The sequence below is a fragment of the Achromobacter sp. ACM04 genome, from assembly GCF_014851465.1.
Taxonomy (GTDB): domain Bacteria; phylum Pseudomonadota; class Gammaproteobacteria; order Burkholderiales; family Burkholderiaceae_B; genus Achromobacter; species Achromobacter aegrifaciens.
Map to the genome: position 1 here is coordinate 747879 of NZ_JACUZS010000002.1, position 26471 is coordinate 774349.

Consider the following 26471-nt stretch of genomic DNA (forward strand, 5'->3'; position numbering starts at 1 on the left):
TCCTACCTTCAGCAAAAACTCGACTTGCGCAGAATCAAGCCACGATCAGCGCACAGCGCACAGCGCCACCACCAACGGCAACACAGCGCAAGACACCGCGTATGCTCGATCAGGCCGCCCGGGCGGCCTGATCGAGCGGGCACCGCAAAATCTTCCACCGCCCCGTCGCCCGCGGCAAGCACGCCAAGCAAACCACCCACCCCCGCGACGGTAAAGTTTCAAAAACCGAAGCTTGGGGCGTTGGGGGCCTGGGGCGTGCGGGGCGTCGATAAGCCCGAGGGAATCTGAAGGAAAGGCCGAAGGCCTTGACGAAGATGACGACGGGGAAGTCCGGAGCGAAGGCTCCGGACCGCAATCGTTGCCCCGCGCGCCCCAGGCCCCCAACGCCCCAAGCGTCTTAAGAACCAGCAGCATCCCGCACAAACCACGCCGCCATCAAGGCAACCGATACCGCTCTTCCCGATAAGCCCAACTAGCCCACAAAGCATGCGCCAAAGCCTCTTCCGAGAGCCGAGGATCCAAAGGTTCCACCGGCGCATAAACCTCATCCCGCCCCACAGGCGCAGCCTCATACCTGAACTGCCGCGGCGCCTTCGAAGGCTCCAGCACCAGCAGCTGATCCCCCCGCAAATACCCGAAATTATCCGCGTACTGCATCATCGCCCGATCAGGATCCCGCTGCGTCAGGTCCACGCCCAGCATCGGATTCACGTTGTCCAGGCCCATCAAGGACAGCATGGTAGGCGCCATATCGATCTGGCTGACCAACCGTTCATCCTGCCGAGGCGCAATCCCCGCCCCCAGAATCAGCGCAGGAATCTGGAAATGCCGCACCGGCACCGGAATGGAACCGTAAACACGCGAATCGTGATCTGCAATCACCAGGAACACCGTGTTGTCCCAGTACGGCGCCTTGCGCGCCTTGTCGAAGAACTGCCCCAGCGCCCAGTCCGCATAGCGCACAGTGTTATCCACCGTCGCCGGATCGCCCACCGGCTTGATGCGCCCTTCCGGATACTCCCACGGCGAATGGTTCGTCACCGAGAATGCCAGCGTGAACACCGGCTTGTCGCCATCCGCGCGCAGCAGCCGGTCCACCTGATTGAACATGTCCTCGTCCGACGCTCCCCACGACCCCTCGAACACCGGATTCACGAACTTGGGACGATCCACTATTTCATCGAAACCGTTGCCCAGGAAAAAGGCCCGCATATTGTCAAAGTGCGACTCGCCCCCGTACACGAAACGCGAATGGTAGCCATGCTTGCCCAACACCTGCGCCAGCGTGAAGAAACCCGTCTGCGAACGCGGCAGCTTCACCACCGCGTCGGCCACGCTGGGCAGGAACCCCGCCGTCACCGCCTCGATGCCCCGCACCGAACGCGTGCCCGTCGCATAGGCACGGTGGAACATCCAGCCTTCCTTGCCCAGCCGGTCGATATTGGGCGTCAGGTCACGCCCGCCCAGGCTGCCCACATACTGCGCGCCCAGGCTTTCCTGCAGGATGATGACCAGATTCAGCGGCTTGTCCCGGCGCACCGTCGCCTTCTGCTCATGCAGGCTGGGATAGCGCGCATCCAGCGGCGCCCCCGTCAGTCCCGCCTTCTCACGCACAATGGCATTCATTTCGTCCACAGCCATCCTGGGATACATCGCGGCCGAGGAACGCTCATCGCGCATGCGGTAGGCGGCATCGAACACGCTATACAGCGAATTCAGCGCCAGCGCGTTGACCATGGCGTCCGAACTGTAGGCAACCTTGGCCGGATTGATCGGACGATGCTCCAGCGTGCCGCGCGCGCCCAGGAACACCAGCGCCAGGATCACGAATGAAGCCACCGGCCGTTTCCACCACGACATGAAGGGATCGCGCGTGCGGGTCGGAAACAGGCGGACCGACAGCCAGGCCGCCAGCACCAGCACCACAAAGGCCGCCAGCAGCACGCCCTTGTAGCCCTGCCACAGCATCGAACCGACTTCCTTCGGATTGAGCAGATAGATGAAATAAAGCCGGTTTGGCCGCGTATCGTATTCCGCGATGAACTGCGGCGTGGAAACCTCCAGCAGCACGAACAGCATCCACCAGGCGCGGAACCACCAGGCGGTGATGCGGGCGGCCAGCGGCCGATGCCCGAACCAGGGCGAAAACACCGCCGGCAGCGCAATCACCATGGACATCAGGCAGACGTCGATGCGCAGGCCGCCCAGCAGCAGCGGCCCCAGCCCCCCTGCCGCCTCCACCCGGTCCCACATCCAGAAGGCCAGCCCCAGCCGCGACAGCGTCAGCAGCGCCAGGACCGCAATGATGAACCGCAGAGTCAGACGGCGCATGCGAGCACCTCCCCCTGGCGCCGCAACGCCTGCCCAGATGAAAGAATGCCGCTGTATATGCCGAGCAGAGCCATGCCGCCTCGTGGTTCGAAATTGGAAAACGCGCAAAGGTTAACGCGGTTTGGGACGATCCCGCGGCCGCTCTTACTGGGCGCGCCGCAGCCGCTCGCGGCTGTTGCTCAGATGCGTGCGCATGGCTGCGCGCGCGGCCTCCGCGTCCTGGCGCTGGATCGCACTGTAGATGTCTTCGTGCTCGAGGTTCACACGCGCCAGGTAGGCGGCGCGGTCCTCGTGTGCGAACTTCGCCGAATTGATCCGCGTGCGTGGAATGATGGCCGAACCCAGATGCGACATCAGATCCGCGAAATAGCGGTTGTCCGTGGCTTGCGCGACCAGCAGATGGAACTGGAAGTCCGGCGTGACGGTGTCCCCGTCGTTTTCCAGCGCGCTCTTGAAGGCCTCCAGCGCGCGCCGCATCTCATGCAACTGCTCCGGGCTGCGCCTGGCCGCAGCCAGGCCGGCAGCCTCGCTTTCCAGGCAGATGCGCAGCTCCAACAGCACCAGCACATCGCGCACCGTGGCGATGTCGGCAGGATCCACGCGGAAATCCCCGCCGCCGCTGGGCTCCAGCGCATATGTCCCCACGCCGTGATGCGTCTCTACCAGGCCCGAAGCCTGCAGTCGCGACAGGGCTTCGCGCACCACCGTACGGCTGACGCCGAACTGGCGCATGATCTCGGATTCCGTCGGCAATTTTTCACCGGGCCGGATGTCCCCGCCACGGATGCGTTCCGTGATGCTCTCGACCAGCCCCTGAGCCAGGTTCCGGGGACGACGCCGCGGCGTGACGGGAGTATCGGCGGGAACATTCATTGGCTAGGATCCGAAAACAGTTGAGCGCGGCCGGGGACCGAGCGTCGCCGCTCATTGTACTTTGGGCTGGTATCGAGTCCGCGCTCCAGAATAGCGCTGGCGACGCGCAGCATGCCGCCGTTTCGCCCGGAGCAACCGTCCCGGGAGTCCCACGGCTAATGGTTCAAGCCCGAGACGGCCGGACGCGCAACGATGAGGGGATAGAAAAACAGGGCCGCCAGGAACCACATCAAGGTAGCGGACCAGAGCGTCTGACTGAGAAAATGGGCGCCCTGCAAGATACGCACCGTGGAAAAACCAACTCCTCCCGCGATACCCGCTGCCAGCCCCCACCAGCGCCATGCCGGACGCCCCAGCGCCCAGCCCAGGAAATACAGGGTCAACATCGAATAGCCCGCGCCCGCATGACCGCTGGGCAAAGCGCCGCCCCCTCCTGCCCGCACCCAGGTCCACCAGTACGACGGATAAGGGGTGTAGCCGCCCAGGGAGTCCAGATCATAGGGACGGGGCAGCGTCGTGTAGTGCTTCAGTTGGTTCACCAGCACCTGCCCGGTCAGGCAAGTTGCCGCCAGCGCCAGCGCCGGCCCGCGCCACGGCCGCCAGGCCGGAATGCGATAGCTTGCCGCCGCCACGCCCACCGCGGCCAGTCCTATCCCGATAGGCAGGGCCAACACCATGCGATGCCCGATCAGATCCAGCCAACGGTTCAGACGCAGCGGAAAATCGTCCAGCGCCGGATCGAACAGCGCTCGGGCGATGCGCATATCCAATCCTGAGACATTGGCCCACCAAGCCAGGCAGGCCAGCGCAAGCGTGATCGCAAAAACATGGATCGACAGATACGATGCCGGCGTCGGCTTGCGCAACGCGGGCGGCGATAAAGGCGGCATGGTGGCGACAGAATGTCCGTCAGGCAAACGGGCAGCTTAGGCCGCCGACAGTCAAACTTTCGTCAAATTTGACCTTGCGCCCCGCCGGCCGCCGCCATCGCATGCCCCTCAGCGGCCTCAAAACGCAGCGTGAAGCAGGTGCCGCGCTGCTCGCCCTGGCGCGAAGAATCGACCGTCAGCGACCAGCCCTGCATATCGCAGACGCGCTTGGCGATCGCCAGTCCCAGACCGCGCGCCGTCTCGTCGGGGCCGCCCGCGCCCGAATCCCGCATGCGGCCGCTGTAATAGCGGCGGAACAGGAAGGGCAGATCGTCGGCGGCAATGCCTTTGCCATCGTCGCGCAGCTCCAGCGCGCCGTCGGCCGCCATGCTGGCGGTCAGCGTCGCGGGCGCGGCGTGTTCCACCGCGTTGCGGATCAGGTTGCGCAACACGGTCAACAAGGCATAGCGATCCAGCATGCGAACCTGACCGGCGGCGATCCGGTTTTCGAAACCGAGCCCGGTCAACCCCGCCTGGGTTTCGTACCCGCGCCAGGCGTTGTCCATGCATTCGCCGAGATCGACGGACTCCGCCGGGCGCAGTTCGTCCCGCGCCATGGAGCGTGCGCTCTCCAGCGACACGATCACATCGTCCACGTTGTCCACCACGCGAGTCAGCCGCTGGCGTTGGTCCGGAGTCAATACCTGGGTCAGCAGCATCAACTCGCTGTCCGAGCGGATCGCGGCCAAGGGCGTGCGCACCTCGTGGCTGAGATTGCCCGCGAATTCGCGCTCGCGCGCAATCGACCTGTCCACCTGGTTCTGCACCCGGTTGAAGGCCTCTATCAGCCGGCCCGCCTCGTCGTCGCGCGTCACTGCCATATCGGGCGACCCCGGCGCCCAGGTGGCCAGCCGGTCGGTCAGGTCCAGCAACGGACCGACCGCGATGGCCGCCACGCGCCGTGACAACGCATAGGCGCCCACCACGCAAATGGCGCCCACGCCCAGCACGATCAGGCCGAAGTCATGCACCCGCCCTTCGTTCTCGGTGGCGTCGTACAGCAGGTACACCTTGGCCCGTCCTGTTTCGGCCACCATCACATGCCAGGTGTAGGCGCCCGGCTCCACCAGATGCAGGCCGCTATCCAGAGACTCGATTTCCGGCGGCATGTCGGCGGGCCGATTGCCGTCCAAGCTGACCCAGGCGCGCATCGAACCGCCCAGTTCGCGTACACCTTCGCGCGGCAGGAAACCGTCGCTGACCCGGGCGTGCTGCACCAGCCGGTCCATTTCGGTGTTGAGGATGTCGTTGACCAGATCGTCTTCCATCTGATCGAAGGTCAGGTAGGCCAGCAGAGCCAGCGCCGTCACGAACAACGCCACGGTTCCGGTCAACGCCCAGACCACGCGCTGGGTCAGCGTACCCCCCGCGGACGCCGACGAAATGCCGCTCATCTTGTCGCCCCGGCTTCCAGCGTCAGGCGCCAGCCGGTGCCGTGGATGGTTTCGATACCGTCGAAACCGGCATCGGCCAGCGCACGCCGCAACAAGTGGACCTGGCTGCGCAAAGCATCGGACGAAGGCGGCTCGTTGCCCCACAGCGTGGACTCCAGCTCCTCGCGCGACACCACCCTGCCGGGATCGCGCAGCAGCGCCTCGATGATGAGGCTGGCCTTGCGTGTGAGGTGCACGGGGCTGCCGTTGACCGACACCGCACGGTTGCGGGTATCGTAGGACAGGGGGCCAAAGGCCCGCACCGAGTCCACTGTCGCGCCCTTGGCGCGCTGGATAAGCGCCACCAGGCGCGCTTCCACTTCCAGCAGCGCGAAAGGCTTGGTCAGGTAGTCGTCCGCGCCATGCGAGAACCCGGCCAGCTTGTCTTCCAGGCTGTCGCGCGCCGTCAGCATCAGCACCGGAACATCCGCGCGCATGTCGTTTCGCAGCGTGTGCAGCACTGCGTTTCCGTCCATGCCCGGCAGGCCGATATCCAGGATCAGGGCGTCGAAGCGCTGCTCCTTCAGCCGCTCCAGCGCGGCCGGCCCCGAATAGGCGGCATCGGGCAGAAAGCCGCGCGCTTCCAGGAAGGTGTACAGATTGCCCGAGATGACCGGATCATCCTCGACGATCAACACCCTGTAATTCGCGCCCGCCGCGGGACTGGTTGCCATGGTTGCGATTCCCTTTCGTGCGCGCCACCTCAGGCCCGCAGTACCTTGCCCGGATTCATCAGACCTTGCGGGTCCAACGCTCGCTTTATTCTGCGCATCAGATCCAGTTCGATGGCGCTCTTGTAGCGCGGCAGTTCGTCGATCTTGAGCTGCCCGACGCCATGTTCCGCGCTGATCGAACCATGGTGCGCGTGCACGCTGTCGTGCACCACGCCGTAGATGTCGCCTTGCAGCGCCAGCAGTTCGGTCTCGGTCTGCCCCGGCGCATGGGCCACGTTGTAGTGCAGATTGCCGTCGCCCAGGTGCCCGAAGATCACATGGCGCACGCCAGGAAATCGCGCCTGCAGCAAGGCGTTGGTCTTGTGCACGAAGCCGGCGATGGCCGAGATCGGGATCGACACGTCATGCTTGACCGACTTGCCCAGCTCTGCTTCGGCCAGCGGAATACTTTCACGCAAGTGCCACAGCGCCTTGCTTTGCGCCACATTCGCGGCAATGGCTGCATCGTTCACGAGCCCGCTTTCGATGGCCTCGCCTAATACGGTCTCGAAGCGTTCGCGCGCGTGCGCCTCGCTTTCGCTGTCGGACAGCTCAAGCAGGGCGAACCATGGCGATGCGGCGGAATCTCCCTCGAAGGGCAGGCGCTGCTGCGGGAATAGTCGAACGACCGACTGCAGGCAGGCACCGCTCATCAGTTCAAAGCCGGTCAGCGCCGCGCCAAAGCCCGCCCGGGCGCGCGACAGCAGCTCGACGGCCTGATCGATGCCGTCCAGGGTCAGCAATGCCGTGCATGAAGCCACGGGCCTGGGAAACAGTTTCAGCGTGGCGGCGGTGATGATGCCCAGCGTGCCTTCGCTGCCGATGTACAGGTCGCGCAAATCGTAGCCGGTGTTGTCCTTGCGCAGGCCGCGCAGGCCGTGCCAGATCTCGCCTTCGGCGGTCACGACCTCCAGGCCAAGAGTCAGTTCACGCGTGTTGCCGTAGCGCAGCACCTGGGTGCCGCCGGCGTTGGTCGCCAGGTTGCCGCCTATGGTGCAGCTGCCTTCGGCGGCCAGGCTCAGCGGAAACAGCCGGCCCGCCGCGGCTGCGGCCTCCTGTACGGCCTGCAGCACGCAGCCCGCTTCCACGGTGATCGTGTCGTTGTCGGTATCCAGTGCGCGCACCGCTGTCAGGCGGGTAGTGGACAGGATCACCGCGCTGCCGGACAGGTCAGGCGTGGCGCCTCCGCACAGGCCCGTGTTGCCGCCCTGCGGCACCAACGGCACCCCATGGGTAGCGCACAGTTTGACGGCCGCCGCCACTTCCCCGGTCGAGCCGGGACGGATGACCGCCAGCGCGGCGCCTCGATAACGGCGGCGCCAATCCAGCACATACGTGTCGGCGTCCGTGCCCGTCAGCACGTGGGATGCGCCCAGAAGGGACTGTAGATCGCTCAGCAAGGTCATAGCGCGGCACAAGTAGCGCCTGGGGCGAGCCCAGGCTGGGAGTGTGCGGTCTATTGTAGGGGGTGAGCGCCCGGGTCACAGCACGGCGGGCATGCCGCACCCGCCGGCAGAGCCTTTCAGCCGACGGCCTGATCCAGCCGCGTACCGGTCAGGCCCGAACAATAGGCCCGCGAGGCGATGCGGTTCATCAGGAAGGCCCGGTCCACGCCCGCGGGGCCGGGCATTTCCGACAGCGCGCGGTAGGCGCGGCGCAGCACCTCGCCCCGGGTCGCGCCGCACACCAGCAGCCGCGTGCACGGCAGGCGGCGGTCCACGCAACCATCGATGCGCAGTTCCAGCGCATGGGCAGCGACCGGTTCGCAGTCATGCACGGCCGTGCCCGCATGTGCCTGCGCCTGGGCGTCAATCACGCGGAACACGCCGCTGCGATCGTCCAGCGCGAAAGCGACAGTGCCCATGCCCTGCCAGCCGCGATCCCGCGCCACGTCGGCGGCGACGGCGCGCAACGCGCTTTCCACGGAAACCGGCAGATGAGGCGCCGGACACTCGGCGATCAGCACGCGGGCGTCGCGCCATACGCAGCGTTCCCAGGCGCGGCCCGTGGCCAGGCCGCCCGCCTCGGAAACGAACACGTGAATGTCGAGCCGGCGCTCGCGGCCTGCGGCCGGTCCGGCGTGATCCGTGGGCGGGCCCCGCCGGTTTGAGGCGCCCCTGGATGACATGACAGTAGAAACTTTGGCGCCCATGGCCCCTCCCGGTCTTTCTGCTTGCATAGCAAGCGTATCACCTTCGGAGGACGAGCAAGTTTTGTGCCATGCCCAGCCACCAGGGCGAGCACCTGGAATGCGGCCGACCGCCGCACCGGAACAAGGCGCCAGCGCCCGAGTACGCACCAGATCAGGGCAGGCGTACTGCCACGGCGCAACGGGGAAAAAAGCCCTACTCCGTCTGCCGGATGAAGGGGGAGCGCCAATGGGGGATAATTCCGGTTTAATCTCCTGCCAGCCGCCTTTTAGATACGAGGGTTTACCAGCAGACCCCGGCAGAATGCGCGCTGCAACTCTCATCAAGGAATCGCTGTGGGCGACAACACGCAATTTCCGGGCTCGGTGTTCAAAGCCTATGACATCCGCGGCACCGTGCCCGATCTGATCGACGCACGCTTTGCCCGGGCCTTGGGCGTAGCACTGGCCGCCCGTGCGCGCGACCAGGGCGTACAGACCCTGGTCGTCGGCCGTGATGGCCGCCTGAGCAGCGAAATGCTGTCAATAGCGTTGCAGGAAGGCATGCTGGAAGGCGGCGTGGATACCCTGGACATCGGCATGGTGCCCACCCCGCTGGTCTATTTCGCCGCCAACGTCATGCAAACGGGATCGGGCGTCGCCATCACCGGCAGCCACAACCCGCCCAAGTACAACGGCTTCAAGATGATGATGGGTGGCCGCGCGCTCTACGGCGAGGACGTTCAGGCGCTGGCTGCCAGCATGAACGGCCCAGCCAGCGCCCCGGCGGCCCGGCCCGGCGTGCGCCGCCAGCTGGACCTGGTGGCGTCCTACATCGCGCGCGTCGCGTCCGGCATCAAGCTGGCGCGGCCCATGAAAATCGCCATCGACTGCGGCAACGGCGTGGCCGGCGCGGTCGCCCCGGCGCTGTTCCGCGCCCTGGGCTGCGAGGTCACCGAGCTGTTCTGCGAAGTGGACGGCACCTTCCCCAACCACCATCCCGATCCCGCCGAACCCAAGAACCTGCAGGACCTGATCAAGTGCGTGGCCGAGACCGACTGCGAACTGGGCCTGGCTTTTGACGGCGACGGCGACCGCCTGGGCGTGGTGACGAAATCGGGCCAGATTGTCTGGCCGGACCGCCAACTGGTGCTGTTCGCCCGCGACGTGCTGGACCGCAATCCGGGCGCCACCATCATCTATGACGTGAAGTGCAGCCGCCACGTGGGCCTGTCGGTCGAAACCGCCGGCGGCGTGCCGCTGATGTGGAAGACCGGCCATTCGCTGGTGAAGGCGAAGCTGGCCGAGACCGGCGCCCCGCTGGCCGGCGAGATGAGCGGCCACATCTTCTTCAAGGAGCGCTGGTACGGCTTCGATGACGGGCTCTATACTGGCGCGCGCCTCCTCGAGATCGTGTCGCGCGACGCCGATCCCTGCGCCGTGCTGGAAGCCCTGCCACAAGACGTTTCCACTCCTGAGTTGAAGCTGGAGATGGAAGAAGGCCAGCCCTTCACCCTGGTCCAGGCCTTGCAAGACCAAGGCCAATTCCCAGATGCGAACCGCGTGATCACCATTGATGGCGTACGTGCGGAGTATCCCGACGGGTTCGGCTTGGCCCGCCCCTCGAATACCACCCCGGTCGTCGTGCTGCGGTTCGAAGCGCAAACGACTGCGGCGCTGGAGCGCATCCAAGCCGACTTTCGACGTGAGCTGAGCAAGCTCGCCCCGCAAGCCAAACTGCCTTTCTGAATTCCATGTCTCTGTCGAACAGCCCCGCCTGGCAAGCGTTCATCACGGCCACGCGCGCCGCGCCCAAGACCGGCGCCCAATTGCGCATCATCAATGCTCCCGGGCTACGCCTGGACTTGAGCGCGCAGGCGTATTCGCCGGAGCTGGAAAATGCAGAGGCCGCGCTGCTGACACAACAAGGCTTCGAGGCGGCCCGGGCTTGCCTGTTCGACGGCGGCAACGCCAACTGGACAGAGGAGCGCCCCGCCTGGCACACCGCCCTGCGCGCGGCCCAACCACCCGCCAGGGTGGCCAAGGCCGTCCTGACCGAGCGTGAGCGGATGCGCGAATTCGTGCGTCAGGCCGATGCGGCCGGACGCTATGGCTGCGTGTTGCATCTGGGCATAGGTGGCAGCGACTGGGGCCCGCGCCTGGTCACGCGCGCCCTGCGCCACGGCGGCGCGCGGCGTGAAGTGCGTTTCGCGTCCAACGTGGACTCGCATTCGGTCGCGGACGCGATGAGCCGGCTGGACCCGCACGACACCCTGGTCATCGTCGCCTCCAAGTCGTTCACCACCACTGAACCGCTGGCCAATGCCGAGGTCGCCATGAACTGGCTGCGCGATGCCGGCGTGTCGGACCCGATCAAGCAGGTCGTGGCGGTCACCGCCAATGTCGAGGCGGCATTGAACCTGGGCATCCTGCCCGATCACATCTTCCAGATCTGGGATTGGGTGGGCGGACGCTATTCGCTATGGTCCGCGATCAGCCTGCCAGTCGCGCTGGCGCTGGGTAACGACTGCTTTGACCAACTACTAGCGGGCGCCGCCGCCATGGACGAGCATTTCCGTACCGCGCCCATCGAGGAAAACGCACCCGTCCAACTGGCCCTGGCCGGTGTCGTAAATCGCAGCGTGCTGGGCTATGACTCCCTGACAATCACGCCCTACGATTCACGGCTGTATCACATTGTGCCCTGGGCCCAGCAGCTGGAAATGGAGTCGCTGGGCAAGGTCGCCACCGCCGATGGCAGCCCGGCCGGCGTGCCCACCGGTCCGGCCGTCTGGGGCATGTCGGGCACCGATTGCCAGCACACCTTCTTCCAGTGGCTGCACCAGGACACCCGGGGCGCTCCCGTCGACTTCATCCTGTGCGAAAAACCCGACCACGCCTACGCGCGCCACCACGAGCTGCTGATAGCAAACTGCCTGGCGCAGCGTTCCGCGCTGCTGCGTGGCAAGACCTTCGAGGAAGCGCTGGCCGAAACCTCGGCGATTGAAAGCGATCCCGACCGCGCCCGGCTGCTGGCGCAGCACCGTGTGCATCCGGGCGGACGGCCCTCCTCGCTCATCGTGCTGCCGCGCCTGGAAGCCTATACGCTGGGCGCGCTGCTGGCGCTGTACGAACACAAGGTGTTCACCCAGGGCGTGGTATGGGGCATCAATCCCTTCGACCAATGGGGCGTTGAATTCGGCAAGGCCTTGGCCAAGGGCATCATGCACGAGTTGAATTCGCAGCAAGCCAGCCAGCAGGATCCCTCCACCCGCTACTGGATCGACGCGATCACGCGCCGTCCTTAAGCGCGAACCGGCGCCTTGCCGGCGCCGGCGCTTCCATTTCAGGCGCTGAGCGCGTCGTAGATTTCCACGTGGATGCGCGCCACGCGATCGATGTTGAACTCGCGCTCGGCCAGCGCCCTGCCGGCGGCGCCCATGGACTGCCGCAAGGCCGGATCCTCGGCCAGACGGGCAATGGCGTCCACCAGCGCCTGCGCATCGCGCACCGGCACCAGCAGTCCGGTTTCGCCCGGTTCGATCGCATCGCGGCAACCCGGCACGTCGGTGGTCACGACCGCGCGCGCGCAGGCCGCGGCCTCGATCAGCGACTTGGGCAGGCCTTCGCGATAGGAAGGCAGCACGGCGATATGCGAGGCTGCGTACAACGCGGCCACGTCGGAACGTTCGCCTAATGCGCGCACGCAGCCTTCCTGCTGCCAGGCGTCCACGTCGTCCTGCGTCGCCGAGGCCGGATTGCCTGCGTCCACGCCGCCGACCAGTTGCATCGTGACAGGCAAGCCGCGCTCGCGCAGCAGCCTTGCCGCCTGCACGAATTCCTGCACGCCCTTGTCGCGCAGCAATCGGGCCACCATGGTGACCACGACCGGCGGCGCCGGCGGTTCGGGTTGGGCCCGATACTCATTCAGGTCCACGCCCGCGCCCCGGATCATGACGACCTGGGCGTCGCGCACCGCTCCCAGCGACTTGAGCAAATCGCGGTCGCTGGCGTTCTGGAAGATCACGCGGCTATTGGGATGGCCCAGCGCCAGCCGATACAGGCGCGCCACCACGGCGCGCACCAGCTTCATCTTCAGCGAATTGGAAAGGAACACGAAGCCCAGGCCGGAAATCGCCGCGACCATGCCCGGCACGCGCGTCAGACGGGCAGCGATGCCGCCATAGAGCACGGGCTTGATCGTGACCAGATGCACGATCTGCGGCCGCAGATGCCGGAACAGCCGTATCAGGGCCAGCAGCGTACCCAACTCCTGCAAGGGATGCTTGCCGCTGCGCGTCATCGGTATGGCGTGATGCGTCATGCCCAACGCCTGGATGTCGGCCACGGCCGGACCGTCCATGGTGGCGACATGCACCTCGTAGCCCGCCTGTTGCGCGGCCAGCGCCACGGGCACGCGGTGCGACATGAAGAAGGCCGGATTGTTGACGACAAACAGCAGGCGGCGCCCTGCGCTCATGCTTTGACTCCCGAGATGCGGCGCCACACCGCGATATAGCTTTGCACCATGCGAGCCAGGTCGAAATTTTCCAGCACGCGGGCGCGGCCCGCTTCGCCCGCGCGCATGCGGCCGCGCGAGGCCACTTCGCACAGGGCCGTCTCAATGCCGCGGGCCAGCGCCTCGGGCTGCTCCGGCGGCACAACCACGCCCGCGTCGCCCACGATAAAGGCCGCGTCGCCCACGTCCGTCACGACGCAGTAGACGCCGCAGGCCATGGCTTCGGCCACCACGTTGGGAAAGCCTTCCGCGCAGCTGGACAGGACATGCAGGTCCAGCCCGTTCATTGCGGCGGGCACATCATCGCTGGGTCCCGCCAGCACCAGCCGGTCCCGCAGGCCCAACCTGTCGATCAAGGACGCCAGCTCGGTGTTTGCGGGATCCATGCCGCGGCCGATCAGCACGCAGCGCAGTCCCGCATCGCGTCCGTCGCGCACCAGCGCGGCGACGGCGCGCAGCAGGTTGGCGTGGTCCTTGAGCGGATCCCAGCGGGCCACGCAACCAATGGCCGGCAGGTCCTGCGGCAAACCCCATTGCGCGCGCACCCGCTGCCGGGCTTCATCATTCGGCGCATAGCGCGATAAGTCATAGCCATTGGCGATGACCACCATGCGTTCGCGGTCATAGCCTTTGTCGGCATGGCGCTGCGCCGACTTCTGGGCGGCGCACACGATGGCCTTCGGTATGCGGCCCGACAGCAGCGCGCAGGCCCGCAGCACCAGGCGAGCCGAGCGGCTGCTGCGCTCCAGGTGTTCGCCCGAATTGCGGATGCCCCAGGCGATGGCGCGCACGCCCGCCAGGCGCGCCGCCAGGCCGCCGATCAAATCGGCGTGGTACATCCAGGTCTGCACCGCATCGGGACGCGTCGTCGCGATCAGCGAGCGCAGCGCCAGGAAGCCGCCCAGGCTGACTCGTCCGCGCTTCATGGCCAGCGTATGCACGGCGACGCCTGCCGCGCGCAGACGCTCGCCATAGATGCCTTCGTCCGTCAGCGACACGACGACATGCTCCACGTCAGCCCCGGGATAGGTCGCCAGGCGGAACAGCACGGATTCGGCCCCGCCCTGCCCCAGGCCGGTGATGATGTGCAGGACACGCAGCCGCCGGGCGTTCATCGTCCCTCCCGCACGGCATCGAATAATTCATCCCATTCCGCCAGGACGCTGGCCAGCGCATAACGCTGGCGCACCGCGGCAGCGCCGCGCATGCCCAGTTGCTGACGCAGGGAGGCATCGCCCAACAAGCGGCGCAAGGCTTCGCGCAGGGCATCGCGATTGCCGGCGGGCACCAACAGGGCGTCCTCGCCGTTGCGCGTCATCTCGCGCGGTCCGCTGGGACAATCGAACGCCACGCAGGGCAGGCCCAACGACATGGCTTCCAGCAGCACATTGGGGAAGCCTTCCACCAGCGAGCTCAGCACGAATGCCTGACCGCGCGCAAGTTCCTCCCAAGGCGCCTCGGTGCGGCCGGGCAGGCTGATGCGCGACTGCAGGCCCAGGCGTGCGACCTGCTCTTCCAGCGCGCCGCGTTCAGGGCCTTCGCCCCAGATGCGCAGATTCCAATCCGGAAAGTCCGGCGCCAATTGTGCGAACACGTCGATCAACAGGTCGAATTGCTTATCAGTGACCAGGCGTCCCATTGCCAACAGTTCGCGTGGACCACCGTCTTCTCGTTGCGGCACCAGCGGCGCATCCAGCAAGGGTGCGGGCAGAGGATTGGGAATCACGGCCAGACGCTTGATGCCCGGCACCTGCCGCGCGAACGGGCCGGCGGTATCCTCCGCCTGCACCGTCACCATGTCGGCGCGGGGATACAGGATGCGGCGCAGCTTGCGCCACACCGTTCCCGTCGTGGTTTCGGCCACCGGATTGGTGCGCTCGCAAACGATGAGCGGCGCCTTCAATCCCAGGGAAGCCAGTATGGCGGCCACATTGACGTTGGTCAGGAAGGACACCACCACGTCCGGCTTTGAATCGCGGATGTGTTTGCGCAGCGCGAGCAGACGCTTGAATGCGGCCATGGCTCCCGACGCACGCGTGCCTGCCAGATCCGCCAGCCAGGCCAGTTCGACCTTGTCCGACAGCGGATAGAAGCAGCTGCCCTTGGACGAGTAGGTGGGCGTCAGAATGACGGAATCCCCGCGTTCGGCCCATGCGTTGACCAGCGTGGCGGCGACCCGTTCGGCGCCGCCCGCGTGCATGGAACTGACCAGCATCAAGATTTTCATGCGTCAAAGACTCCCAACCGATCCTCCCTGTTCCTTGCCGCCGCGGTAGCGGTCAAGCCAGGCCTGCATCATCAACACGCCCCACAGATGGCTGTCCCAATTGCGATGGCCCGAACTGTGCTCGCGCCATTTGCGCAGGATGGGCTCGGGCTCGAACCAGCCCTCCTGGCGCAGGCGCGCCGGGTCCAGCAGCGCATCGGCCCATTCACGCAGCGGGCCGCGCAACCACGCGGCCAGCGGCACGGCGAAGCCGCGCTTGGGACGGTCCACCAGAGCTTGCGGCACATGACGGTGCAGCACCTGGCGCAGCAGCCACTTGCCCGTGTTGCCGCGCACCTTGTATTGGTGCGGCAGGCTCCAGGCGAACTCATACACCCGGTGATCGATCAGCGGCACGCGCGTTTCCAGGCTGACGGCCATGGCGGCGCGGTCCACCTTGACCAGGATATCGTCCGGCAGGTAGGTCACCGTGTCCAGCTTCATCATGGCTTCGAAAGTGGAACCCTGCATCGCCCGGGCGAATTCGGACACCGGCTCCACCCCGCCCTTCACCACGCTGGAAGGATCGGCCCAGTACGACACGAAATGGCGGTAGAACTCGCCGCGCGTATCGGTGCGCAGCAGCTCGCCCAGCTTGCCGACCTTGCCGCGCCAGGCGCCGCGCCCGGGCAGATGGGTGGACGCACTCAACAACGCGCCGGCGGGCTTGCGCAGCAGCGCCGGGACGCGTTCGCATTGCTGCCACCAGTTGTTCACACGGAAATAGCGCGAATAGCCGCCGAAGAGTTCATCGCCGCCATCGCCGGACAGCGCCACGGTGACGTGCTGGCGCGCCATGCGGGTGACCAGCGAGGTCGGGATCTGCGACGAATCCGCGAACGGCTCGTCGTACATGTCGGCCAGCGTGGGCACCACGGCCAGCGCGTCCTCTGCCGTCACGTACAGTTCGGTGTGGTCGGTGCCGAGATGCGTGGCCACCGCCTTGGCATGCTGCGCCTCGTCGTAGCCTTTCTCGTGGAAGCCGATGGCGAAAGTGCGCACGGGCTGCGAGCTCTGCGCCTGCATCAAGGCCACGATGGTGGACGAGTCGATGCCGCCGGACAGGAAGGCGCCCAGGCTCACGTCCGACAGCATCTGGCCGCCGACCGCCTTGGACAGCACGCCTTCCAGCGCATCGGTCGCCTGCGCATCGGACTCGAACGACAGCAGCGATTGCGCCGAGGTGTCGGCGGCCTCGCGGGCCGACCAGTACACGCGCGGCTCGGGCATGCGGCGGCTGCGGGTATCGTCGGCCGTGAATTCGACCCAGGTGCCCGGCGGCAGCTTGGCGATGCCCTGGTAAATCGACTGCGGCGCCGGAATGTAGTTGTGCCGCATGAACGACGCCAGCGCGTTGCGGTTGAGCTCGCGGCCGAAGCCCGGAATCGGCATCAGGCCCTTGAGTTCGGACGCGAACACCAGCTCGGCGCCTGAATAGCCGTAGTACAGCGGCTTTTCACCCATGCGGTCGCGCGCCAGCATCAGCTTGCGCGAGGCGCGGTCCCACAACGCGATGGCGAACATGCCCACCGCGGCCTGCAAGGTGGCCTCGATGCCCAGGGCGGTAAAGCCCGCCAGCAGCGTTTCCGTATCGGAATGGCCGCGCCACGACGGCGCCAGCGCAGATTGTTCGAGCTGCTTGCGGATGTCGAGGTGGTTGTAGATTTCGCCGTTGAACACCATGACATAGCGGCCGCAGGCCGACGTCATGGGTTGGTGGCCGGCCTCGGTCAGGTCGAGGATCGCCAGGCGCACATGCGCCAGCGCCAGCTCGGCCTCGGGATCCTCCCAGAAACCATTGCTGTCCGGCCCGCGGTGGCGGATGCGGCGGCAGCTTTCCGCCAACACCCGCTCCTTGTTCCCGACAGGGCCCCAAATCCCGACTATTCCGCACATGATGAAGTTCTCGTTGTCACTGTAGCAACGGCGCGACGCGCGGCCTCAACGGCCGGTTCCGCGCACACCGTCAAAAAGATCTTGCCATTTCTGCAGCACGCACGCGGCCGAAAAACGGTCGCGCACGTCGGTCGCGGCCTGCGCCATGCGTACACGGTCCGCGTCATTGCGCATGACGGCGTCCAGCGCCTTGCATAGCGCGGGCACGTCGCCATTGGGGCGCACCAGCACGCCGTCCACGCCCTCGCGGATGATCTCGCGCGGCCCCGTGTCGCAATCGAACGACACGGCGGCCAGCCCGCTTGCCATGGATTCGAGCAGGGTATTGGACAGCCCTTCGAAGCGCGACGTCAGTACGTACAGATCGGCGCTGTCATACCAGTCGCCGACGTTGCCTGCGCGCCCCGGCATGAAAATCCGCGACGCCAGGCCGGCCTCTCGGGCCTGCGCCTCCAAGGCGCGGCGCTCGTCGCCCTCGCCCAGGATAACCAGATCCCAGCCAGGATGCGACGCCGCCAATTTCGCGTAGGCCTGGATCAGCAGGTCGAAACCCTTGTCGGCGTGCAGGCGCCCCACCGCCAGCAGGCGCTTGCGGCCGTCGCCCGACACCGGCGTCAAGACCGGTTCAGCGCGAGGCAGGGGAAAGTGTACAGGGTTGGGAATGACGGCCAGCTTGCTGCCCGGCACGTGCTGCGCCAGCCAGTCGGCGGTGCCGCGGGTCAGCGCCACCACGCTGGCTGCGCGCGGATATGTGAGGCGGCGCAGGCGCTGCCAGAAGCCCGACAGGGTCTGCGAAGGCGGATGGGTATGCTCGGTGGCGATCACCCGGCAGGACAGGCCCGCGCAGGCCAGTACCGACAGTACCGACGCCGTCGTCATCATGCCCAGCACGATGTCCGGGCGGAACGACTTGACCACGCGGCGCAAGGCGCGCACCCGTTGCACATTGCTCCAGATGCCGCGCAGGCCACCGCCTTCGCCCGCCGTATGCAGGACCTCGCGGCGCACCTTGGGGTGCAGCGTGTAGACGTCGCCCTCTGCGCTGGCCTGCGTCACGACCATGACCTCGCGGCCCATGCCCGCCCAGTGCGCGCTCAGGTCCGCGGCCACGCGCTCCGCGCCGCCGCCATGCAGGGAGTGGATGAACAGCAGGACGCGCGGCGCCGGGCCGGTATCGGTCACGGGCATTCAATCGGCCTCTTTGGGTTCAGGCTTGCGCATTGCCACCAGCAGGTAGCACGCGAAGGACAACAGATACATCAGGCTGGTCGCCAGCATGATGCCGGCAGCTCCCATCCTGGGCGCCAGCACGGTATTCAACACCGCCTTCAGGGCGAAATTGGCGACGGCAATGGCCGCCATCACGCGGTAGCGGTTCTGGCTGGCCAGCAATTGCACCAGGATCAGCACGCCGAAGTAGAACGGCAGTTGCAGCAGCCCCCAGCGAAACACATGCGCCACGGCCTGGGTATTCTCGGCGGTGAAGGCGCCACGCTGGAAAAGCACGGAAACGCCCCACGGCGCCAGTATCCAACCCACGGCGACGGCGACGGCGCCTGCGGCCACCATCAGCACCGACCATTTAAGCGCCATGCCTCGCGCACGAGCGGTGTCGCCGCGCGCCTGCACATCGGCCAGCACCGGCAAGGCCGCGCGCCCCACCGACACGGCGCCAATCCCCAGCACCAGCGACAGCAGCCGGCTGGCATAGCCCAGCGTGGCGTTGGCGTTCGCGCCCAGATTGGCGGCGGCGTACTGGTCCAGCGGACCGACGAAACTCATGGCCACCTGGCCGATCAGCATCACGCCCGCGGCGCCCAGCAGTTCGGGCCAGTGCGGCGATTGCAGCGTCAGCCGGGGCGCGCCCCAGAAGCCGCCATCGGCGCGCGCAGCCAGCCACGCGAGCCAGACGGTCTGGATCGCGTAACCCACCAGCGTGCCCCACAGCAGCGGCCCGACGCCGTCGGCGCTGGCGGCCAGCATCACCCAGGCCAGCGTCGCCACGGCCGGCACGCTGTCCAGCAGGGTATTGACGTGTCTTTCCTGCGCCCGCAGCCGCGCGGCGCTGATGCCGGCAACCAGCAGCAGCGCCGACACCGGCGCGAAGGCGACAAGCAGCTGGCCCGTCATGTCGCCCACGCGGGCCGACAAACCCTGGCCCAGCACGCCGACGACCTGCGGCCAGGCGAACCAGGTCAGCAGCGCCAGCGCAATGCCCGCGGCGGCCACCCAGCCCTGCAGCTCGCGGATGAACAGATTTCTTTCGGCGACATCGGCGCGGCGCAGCCGCACCAGCACCGGGATCAGGACCACCGACAGCACGCCCACGATGGTGACCGGCAGCCAGGTGGCCATGGTCATCGTGAACTGGTAGGCGTCCACGGCGTCGCTGACGCCGTAGCGGTACGCCACCGCCATCTCCTTGATGGCGCCGGCGGCCTTGCCCAGCAGCAGGAACACCGCCACCCGGAAGGCGCCCTTGAAGATGCGCTGGTGGTCCGGGTGGATGCTGCCGAGTTTTCTGACGAGTGCTTTCAAATCAACGCAGGAATTGCGTGTACCAGGGCATGGCCACTTCCAGGCCTTGCAGCACAGTGTGCGTAGGCTCGTAGCCCAGCAACCGGCCAGCCTTGCTGACATCCGCCTGCGAATGACGCACGTCGCCCGCGCGGAAGTCGGCGTAGACCGGCTTCTTGCCATAAACCACGTTTTGGTTGCCCAGGGCTTGCACCAGGAAGCCGAACAGCTGGTTCAAGGTGCTGCGGCCGCTGACCGCCACGTTGTAGACCTGGTTGCGGCCTTCCGGCGCGGCCATGGCCGCGAGGATGTTGGCCTGCACGGCATTTTCCACGAAGCAGAAATCGCGGCTGGTCTCGCCGTCGCCGTTGATGGTGACGTCCTCGTTCTGGATCATCGCGGCCGTCCACTTGGGGATCACGGCCGCATAGGCGCCGTTGGGATCCTGCCGCTTGCCGAACACGTTGAAGTAGCGCAGGCCGACCGACTCGAAGCCGTAGGAACGCGCGAAGACGTCCGCGTAAAGCTCATTGACGTACTTGGTGACCGCATACGGCGACAGGGGGTTGCCGATGTTTTCCTCGACCTTGGGCAACGCCGGGTGGTCGCCGTAGGTCGAGCTGGAGGCCGCGTAGACGAAGGATTTGACTTCGGCGTCGCGCGCCGCCACCAGCATGTTCAGGAAGCCGCCGATGTTCACCTCGTTGGTGGTGATCGGATCCTTCAGCGAGCGGGGTACCGAGCCCAGCGCGGCCTGGTGCAACACGAAATCCACGCCCTGAGCCGCGCGGCGGCAGGCTTCCAGGTCACGGATGTCGCCTTCGATGAAGGTAAAGCGCGCCCACTGCTCGGGCGTGACCGAGTCGCGCACTTCATCCAGATTGTGCTGATGGCCGGTGGCGAAGTTGTCCAGGCCGGTCACGGTCTGGCCCAGCTTCAGCAGGGTTTCCAGCAGGTTCGAACCGATGAAGCCGGCGCAGCCGGTCACCAGCCACTTGCGCGGCGCGGCCGACAGTTCCTTCTTGATGGTCTCAAAGCGGGTGGTCATGGGCAGTCCTTACAGGCGCAGATCGGATTCGGAAGGCGAAAGCACGTACTTCAGGTCATACAGGATGTGCTGCGGCTTGCCGAGCTTGCGGATGCCTTCCGCACCCAACGCCTTGAACTGATTGTGCGCCACGCCCAGGATCACGGCGTCATACTTGCCTTCCTCGGGCTTGGCCACCGGGGTCAGGCCGTATTCGTGCATGGCTTCTTCAGAATCGACCCACGGGTCGTACACGTCGACATCGACGTTGTAGTCGCCCAGTTCCTTCACGATGTCCACGATGCGGGTGTTGCGCAGGTCGGGGCAGTTTTCCTTGAAGGCCAGGCCCATGACCAGCACACGGGCGCCCTGCACGTGGATGCGGCGCTTGGTCATGGCCTTGACCAGTTGCGACACCACGTAGCTGCCCATCGAGTCGTTCAGGCGGCGGCCCGCCAGGATGATCTCGGGGTGATAGCCGATGGATTGCGCCTTGTGAGTCAGGTAATAGGGATCAACGCCGATGCAGTGGCCGCCGACCAGGCCCGGACGGAACGGCAGGAAGTTCCACTTGGTGCCGGCCGCCTGCAGCACGGCTTCGGTGTCGATGCCCATCTTGTTGAAGATCAGGGCCAGCTCGTTGATCAACGCGATGTTCACGTCGCGCTGCGTGTTTTCGATGACCTTGGCGGCCTCGGCCACGCGGATGCTGGAGGCCTTGTGGGTGCCAGCGGTGATGATCTGCTTGTAAAGCTGGTCGACCAGTTCGGCCACTTCGGGCGTCGAACCGGAGGTCACCTTCTTGATCGTGCTGACACGGTGGTCCTTGTCGCCCGGATTGATGCGCTCGGGGCTGTAGCCGGCAAAGAAGTCCACGTTGAACTTCAGGCCCGACACGCGCTCCAGCACCGGCACGCAGTCTTCTTCGGTGGCGCCAGGGTAGACGGTGGATTCGTAGATGACGATGTCGCCACGCTTGAGCACGGCGCCGATGGTCTCGCTGGCCTTGACCAGCGGGGTCAGGTCCGGCTGCTTGTACTCGTCGATGGGGGTCGGCACGGTCACGATGAACACGTTGGCCTGGCCAAGCACGGCGCGGTCCGCCGTGTAGCTCAACTGGGTTGCTTCCTTCAGCTCTTCATCGCTGACTTCCAGCGTATGGTCGTGGCCCGCCTTGAGCGCGTCGATGCGGCGCGTATTGATATCGAACCCGATGACCGAACGCTTCTTGCCGAACTCCACAGCCAGCGGCAGGCCGACATAGCCCAGGCCGACAACAGCGAGTTTCACATCCTGAATTCGCAACATAACTCTCCCTTCACCGTAGAACGATTACGGCATTTCAAATATGGTCGGGTAATTAGAAAAAGATTACCGAGCCCCCGGCGGCAGCCGCCGGGGCGCCCAAAACTAATCGGAAGTCCGCAAAACGGATGGCAGCAGCAGCCAGCCTGGACGACGCCAGGACACAAGCCGCGAATACAGCCAGATATAGACGGCGGCGAACACCACCAGGCTGGCGCACAGCGCCCAGGCGTTGTCCCACCAGATGGTCGCGGGCACCAGGCCGATCAGGGCCAGCACCCACATATAAGGCGAGGCCAGCGCATTGCACAGCGCCGGCACCGCATGCCGCCGGCCGCGGCTGAACGTGACACGCACCAGACGGCGGAACACCAGCTGGTGCAGGTGCAGCGCATCCGGCTGGTCCACCGGCACGCCGCGCTTGAAGCGGCGGCGCCAGATCGAAAAACCGGTTTCGAAGACGGGATAGAACAACACCGCCAGCGCGTAGAACGGCGACACCGAAGGATTGCGCACTACCAGCAGCACGGCCAACTCGGCCAGCATGAAGCCCAGGAAGTACGCGCCGCCATCGCCCAGGAACACGCGCCCAAACGGGAAGTTCCAGACCAGGAAGCCCAGCGTGGCCGAGGCCAGCGCCGCCGCCACCAGGAAAATCGGCACGTCGCCCACTTGCAGCGCCACCAGGCTGATCGAGACGGCCATCAGCGTGGCCACCATGCCGGCCAGGCCGTTCATGCCGTCAACGATATTAAGCGCGTGCGTACAGCCGCCCACCGCGAACATGGTGAACAGCAGCGACACCGGCCAGAAGGAAAGCACGTAATCCACCGGCGCCATGCCCACGCGGCTGACGCCGCCCAGCAGCCACCAGGCGATCGCGGCCGACAGGAAGGCCGCCAGCAGGCGCTTGCTGGCGCCGATGTCCTTGGTGATGTCTTCCAGCAGGCCGGCCACGAACACGGGCAGCGCCGCGACGAATAGCGCGGGCCACAGCCAGGTCAGCGTCATGTTGCTGGGTCCAAGAACCAGCAGGCCCGCCAGCGTGCCCGCGAGCACTGCCAGCCCGCCGACGCGGGGCGTGGCGCGGGAATGGTTGGCTTGGGGCTTGTTGAGGTCGCTGTCGCCGGTGAAGGCGCCATGCCAGCGCTCCGACGCCACGATGAGTCCCCCCACCATGAATGCGACCACGCAAATGTACAGCCAGGTCACCGAGTCACCTCTGGTTGGTCTATCGAGACAGGCCCGCCATTATCGGAGGCAGGTGTAACGCCCATATATGGGAGGAATAAGGAAGTGCAATTCACCGGCACAGAACGTAACGCATTGCGCCATGCCGGCAGCACCAGCTTGGAACTGCCATTTGGCTCGATCGCCAAGGCGAAACCGCGCAGGCGCGGAAATAGGGATTTCATGGAACGATTGTAGAACTTTCCGCCCTGGCGCACGCGAAATATCCAAGGGAAAACGCGCAGACCGCCCCCTGGCATAAGTGCCATGAAGGGCTACGGTCGATGCTCTGTTCCAGTTAAATGGGGACACATTTAAAACATCGAAAAAAAAGCCCGAGATCGTGAGATCTCGGGCTAAATCCACCAAAGGAGGAGGGTGGAGGAGACAACCGTGGCATGTTGGGAGCTGGCCTTCTGCTCGCTACGCTTTCGGGGTTTTGCACCGCGCCGACTGCGTTTCAACATCCGATGAATGAATAGTACCGAGGTTTTTTGTGCGATGCAAGAATTTTTTTAGTCTGCCGCACAAGAGATTTTTTGCGTTGCAAATTTGCCGCAACACCCCAGGCATCCCTCTGGAAACCCGCGCCAATCAATGCCTGTTCCAAAAACAGGGTTTTTGCCGAATGGGTAAACCCACCCGGGGCTTACCCTAGCCATCATCGGGTTATCCCGCTCTGGATTTCGCACCAGAACGGTGCGCCTGGCACCAAGTTGCAGCTATTTTTGCGCATTGCAACATTTCGCTTTCCAACTGCTTCAGACCCAGTAAGCGGTAGTCGTCATGACCTTGGACATCGCCCGCATCGCGGCCTTCACTGGCGCCGGCAAGGGCACGCCGCCCGCCGCTTCCGCGCTGGCGCGATGCTGCGCCTCGTCCTCTTTCATCTTCTGCACGATCTGGCGCGACCGCTCGTCTTGCACCGGCAAGGTGCGCAGATGTTCTTCCAGATGCGCTTCGACCTGTTTTTCGGTTTCCGCCATGAAACCCAGATTGCGCGGCACGCCGGCGTAGCTGGCCAGCACGCCGAGCGCAAACGAACCCGCGTACCAAACCGGATTCAGCAGGCTGGGGCGGCTGCCCAGTTCCGTCAGCCTTTGATTGCACCAGGCCAGATGATCCACTTCCTCGGAAGCCGCGTTCAGCAGCAATGCCCGCGGCGCGGGTTCGCGGCATACCGAAGCCTGGCCCCGGTACAGCGCCTGGGCGCAGACCTCGCCGACATGATTCACCCGCATCAAGCCGGCCGCGTGGCGCTTTTCCTGGGCCGACAGGGCTTGCGGCGCCTCATCGGCGGTGGCCGGATACGGACGGCCAGCAGTGGCGCTGCCGGACAGCACCCGCAACGCGCGGTCGGCCTCGGCCAGCAGGGCATCCACGGGGCTGATGCGGCGCAGGAAGGAAACGGGGCTGGGGCGTGACAGAGCGGTGGACATAGGGCAACTCCTCGGCAAGGCTGGCGCACACACCCCTGATGCGGGGCGGGGCTCTCATGCCCGGAATTGTACGCAACAGGTATCATCAGCCATTGACAGCGCTCAAGCTCAAGGACACGACAATATGGAATGCACGATCGACTGGGGCGGCCCGAACGGCATGCTCTTCACCGCCAGCACCGGCAGCGGCCACGTGGCCGTGATGGACGGCGCCGTGGACGGCGGCGGGCACAATCTGGCCCCCCGTCCCATGGAAATGCTGCTGGCCGGCACCGGCGGCTGCACCGCCTATGACGTGGTGCTGATCCTCAAGCGCGGGCGCCATGCCGTCAGCGGCTGCAGCGTCAAGCTCCAGGCCGACCGCGCCGATACCGACCCCAAGGTCTTCACCCGCATCCATTTCGCCTTCACCGTTACCGGCCACAACCTGCCGCGCGCCGCGGTCGAGCGCGCGGTGCAGCTGTCGCACGAAAAATACTGCTCGGCCTCGGCCATGCTGGAGAAGACTGCGGCGCTGACCTTCTCGGTCGAGATCGTCGACACGCAGGAAACGCCGGCCGCCGCCTGAACCGCGCCCGCGTGGTGTAATTCATCTATTCCTAACTTATAAGAGCCGCCGCGATCCGTTCGCGGCGGCTGTCTGCGTCACCCGCCGGGCGAGCGTGCGCAAGGACCGCCATGAAACAATACCTGGACCTCGTTCAATCCATCCTGGACACCGGCGCGTGGCAGGAGAACCGCACGGGCATACGCACCCTGAGCATGCCGGGCGCATCGCTGCGCTTCGACCTGCAAAAAGGGTTCCCCGCAGTGACCACGAAGAAGCTGGCCTTCAAGTCCGCCATCGGCGAAATGGTGGGTTTTCTGCGCGCCTCGCGCAGCGCAGCAGAATTCCGCGAGCTTGGCTGCAAGGTCTGGGACCAGAATGCCAACGAGAACAGCCAGTGGCTGGCCAACCCGTACCGTGAAGGACCCGACGACCTGGGCCCGGTCTACGGCGTGCAATGGCGCCAGTGGCCGGCCTACAAGATGCTGGACGCCAGCCGCTCGGCGCAGATCGCCGACGCCCTGTCGCGCGGCTACGCCAAGGTCTCCGATCTGGAGGAAGGCGGCGTGCCCAAGGTGCTGCTCTACAAGGCGGTGGACCAGCTGCGGCAATGCCTGGACACCATCCATGAGCGGCCCGGCGACCGCCGCATCCTGTTCCACGGCTGGAACTGGGCGCAGATCGAGGAAATGGCGCTGCCCCCGTGTCACCTGCTCTACCAATTCCTGCCGAACGCGACGACCCGCGAGATATCGCTGTGCCTGTACATCCGTTCCAACGACGTCGGTTTGGGCACGCCATTCAATCTCACCGAAGGTGCGGCCCTGCTGCATCTGGTCGGCCGACTGACTGGCTACACGCCGCGCTGGTTCACCTATTTCATCGGCGACGCGCACATTTACGAAAACCACCTGCCGATGCTGCGTGAGCAACTCACGCGCGAGCCCTACGAAGCGCCCACGCTGGTGCTGTCGGACCGCATTCCCGATTTCGCGGTCACCGGACGCTATGAGCCCGAATGGCTGGAGAAGGTGGAACCCAGCGACTTTTCATTGTCGGGCTACACCCACCACGCCCCCCTCACCGCCGCCATGGCCGTATAGACCGTGGCAGCCTGCGTGCTCATGGCCGCAGGTGAAGATTGGTGAGCATCTGGAAGCGTGTTTTCGGTATAACCCATCCCTTAGCCATGGACGCGCGTCCAGAAATGCCCGCGCGCCATTGCTTCCGACCGGCACCTGCCGCGCCGTGCCTGTCGCTCGCCGCGACCCGGGCAGTCCGCCCGGCAGCGCCGTCCGCAGGCGTTGCTCAGCCGCAC

At 65.8% G+C, this 26471-nt stretch carries 21 protein-coding genes; 4 read left to right on the forward strand and 17 right to left on the reverse strand.

Going from position 1 to position 26471, the window contains the following annotated elements; all coding sequences use genetic code 11:
• Positions 1-435: 435 nt before the first annotated feature.
• The 7 genes from IB259_RS14330 to IB259_RS14360 form a co-directional block, all read right to left on the reverse strand.
• Positions 436-2331 (reverse strand): LTA synthase family protein, encoded by a 1896-nt coding sequence (locus IB259_RS14330; protein WP_119450302.1) that lies wholly within the window; start codon positions 2329-2331, stop codon positions 436-438.
• 144 nt (positions 2332-2475) lie between these two features.
• The gene (locus tag IB259_RS14335; protein ID WP_054451961.1) at positions 2476-3204 is read right to left on the reverse strand and encodes a FadR/GntR family transcriptional regulator; all 729 of its coding nucleotides are present in this window, start codon (positions 3202-3204) and stop codon (positions 2476-2478) included.
• A gap of 155 nt (positions 3205-3359) precedes the next feature.
• The gene (locus tag IB259_RS14340; RefSeq protein WP_054451962.1) at positions 3360-4094 is read right to left on the reverse strand and encodes a phosphatase PAP2 family protein; all 735 of its coding nucleotides are present in this window, start codon (positions 4092-4094) and stop codon (positions 3360-3362) included.
• A 62-nt stretch (positions 4095-4156) separates the two neighbouring features.
• Positions 4157-5527 (reverse strand): HAMP domain-containing sensor histidine kinase, encoded by a 1371-nt coding sequence (locus tag IB259_RS14345; protein ID WP_175161351.1) that lies wholly within the window; start codon positions 5525-5527, stop codon positions 4157-4159.
• Positions 5524-6240, reverse strand: a complete 717-nt coding sequence (locus IB259_RS14350; protein WP_119450305.1) for a response regulator transcription factor — start codon at positions 6238-6240, stop codon at positions 5524-5526. Before IB259_RS14350 ends, IB259_RS14345 begins: the two co-directional genes overlap by 4 nt.
• Positions 6241-6269: 29 nt before the next feature.
• Positions 6270-7685: an FAD-binding oxidoreductase gene (locus IB259_RS14355; protein WP_192329348.1), complete on the reverse strand. Its 1416-nt coding sequence runs from the start codon at positions 7683-7685 to the stop codon at positions 6270-6272.
• Between the two features lie 116 nt (positions 7686-7801).
• Positions 7802-8431, reverse strand: coding sequence for a BPTD_3102 family carboxylase-like protein (locus IB259_RS14360; RefSeq protein ID WP_054451966.1), 630 nt, complete (start codon positions 8429-8431; stop codon positions 7802-7804).
• A gap of 333 nt (positions 8432-8764) precedes the next feature.
• Between IB259_RS14360 and IB259_RS14365 the strand changes: the two genes are divergently transcribed.
• Positions 8765-10156: a phosphomannomutase/phosphoglucomutase gene (locus tag IB259_RS14365; protein WP_192329350.1), complete on the forward strand. Its 1392-nt coding sequence runs from the start codon at positions 8765-8767 to the stop codon at positions 10154-10156.
• Positions 10157-10161: 5 nt separating this feature from the next.
• Complete coding sequence (gene pgi / locus IB259_RS14370) at positions 10162-11715, forward strand: glucose-6-phosphate isomerase (protein ID WP_192329352.1); 1554 nt, start codon at positions 10162-10164, stop codon at positions 11713-11715.
• Between the two features lie 38 nt (positions 11716-11753).
• Here the strand turns inward: pgi and IB259_RS14375 are convergent, their stop codons facing one another.
• From IB259_RS14375 to coq7, 10 genes are all read right to left on the reverse strand, one after another.
• The gene (locus tag IB259_RS14375) at positions 11754-12887 is read right to left on the reverse strand and encodes a glycosyltransferase family 4 protein (protein WP_192329354.1); all 1134 of its coding nucleotides are present in this window, start codon (positions 12885-12887) and stop codon (positions 11754-11756) included.
• The gene (locus tag IB259_RS14380; RefSeq protein ID WP_175161342.1) at positions 12884-14041 is read right to left on the reverse strand and encodes a glycosyltransferase; all 1158 of its coding nucleotides are present in this window, start codon (positions 14039-14041) and stop codon (positions 12884-12886) included. Before IB259_RS14380 ends, IB259_RS14375 begins: the two co-directional genes overlap by 4 nt.
• Positions 14038-15153, reverse strand: coding sequence for a glycosyltransferase family 4 protein (locus IB259_RS14385; RefSeq protein WP_192329356.1), 1116 nt, complete (start codon positions 15151-15153; stop codon positions 14038-14040). The genes IB259_RS14380 and IB259_RS14385 overlap by 4 nt, the downstream gene beginning before the upstream one ends.
• Positions 15154-15156: 3 nt before the next feature.
• Positions 15157-17088, reverse strand: a complete 1932-nt coding sequence (asnB, locus tag IB259_RS14390) for an asparagine synthase (glutamine-hydrolyzing) (RefSeq protein WP_192329358.1) — start codon at positions 17086-17088, stop codon at positions 15157-15159.
• Positions 17089-17133: 45 nt separating this feature from the next.
• Positions 17134-18276, reverse strand: coding sequence for a glycosyltransferase family 4 protein (locus tag IB259_RS14395; RefSeq protein WP_192329360.1), 1143 nt, complete (start codon positions 18274-18276; stop codon positions 17134-17136).
• The gene (murJ, locus tag IB259_RS14400) at positions 18277-19626 is read right to left on the reverse strand and encodes a murein biosynthesis integral membrane protein MurJ (protein WP_192329362.1); all 1350 of its coding nucleotides are present in this window, start codon (positions 19624-19626) and stop codon (positions 18277-18279) included. It abuts the gene before it with no gap.
• 1 nt (position 19627) lies between these two features.
• Positions 19628-20653, reverse strand: a complete 1026-nt coding sequence (locus IB259_RS14405; RefSeq protein ID WP_054451975.1) for an SDR family oxidoreductase — start codon at positions 20651-20653, stop codon at positions 19628-19630.
• 9 nt (positions 20654-20662) lie between these two features.
• Positions 20663-21940 carry a Vi polysaccharide biosynthesis UDP-N-acetylglucosamine C-6 dehydrogenase TviB gene (gene tviB / locus IB259_RS14410; RefSeq protein ID WP_054451976.1) on the reverse strand — a complete coding sequence of 426 codons (1278 nt, stop codon included), beginning with the start codon at positions 21938-21940 and terminating at the stop codon, positions 20663-20665.
• Between the two features lie 102 nt (positions 21941-22042).
• Complete coding sequence (locus IB259_RS14415; protein ID WP_013396215.1) at positions 22043-23149, reverse strand: glycosyltransferase; 1107 nt, start codon at positions 23147-23149, stop codon at positions 22043-22045.
• A 779-nt stretch (positions 23150-23928) separates the two neighbouring features.
• A complete protein-coding gene (gene coq7 / locus IB259_RS14420; RefSeq protein WP_013396216.1) occupies positions 23929-24606 on the reverse strand; it encodes a 2-polyprenyl-3-methyl-6-methoxy-1,4-benzoquinone monooxygenase in 678 nt (225 codons plus the stop codon).
• Positions 24607-24730: 124 nt separating this feature from the next.
• Here coq7 and IB259_RS14425 point away from each other — a divergent pair, with 124 nt between their 5' ends.
• Both IB259_RS14425 and IB259_RS14430 read left to right on the forward strand, forming a co-directional pair.
• Positions 24731-25174, forward strand: coding sequence for an OsmC family protein (locus IB259_RS14425; RefSeq protein WP_119450316.1), 444 nt, complete (start codon positions 24731-24733; stop codon positions 25172-25174).
• A 110-nt stretch (positions 25175-25284) separates the two neighbouring features.
• Entirely contained in the window at positions 25285-26256 is a 972-nt protein-coding gene (locus IB259_RS14430; RefSeq protein WP_054451978.1) for a thymidylate synthase, read from the forward strand.
• Positions 26257-26471: the final 215 nt, after the last annotated feature.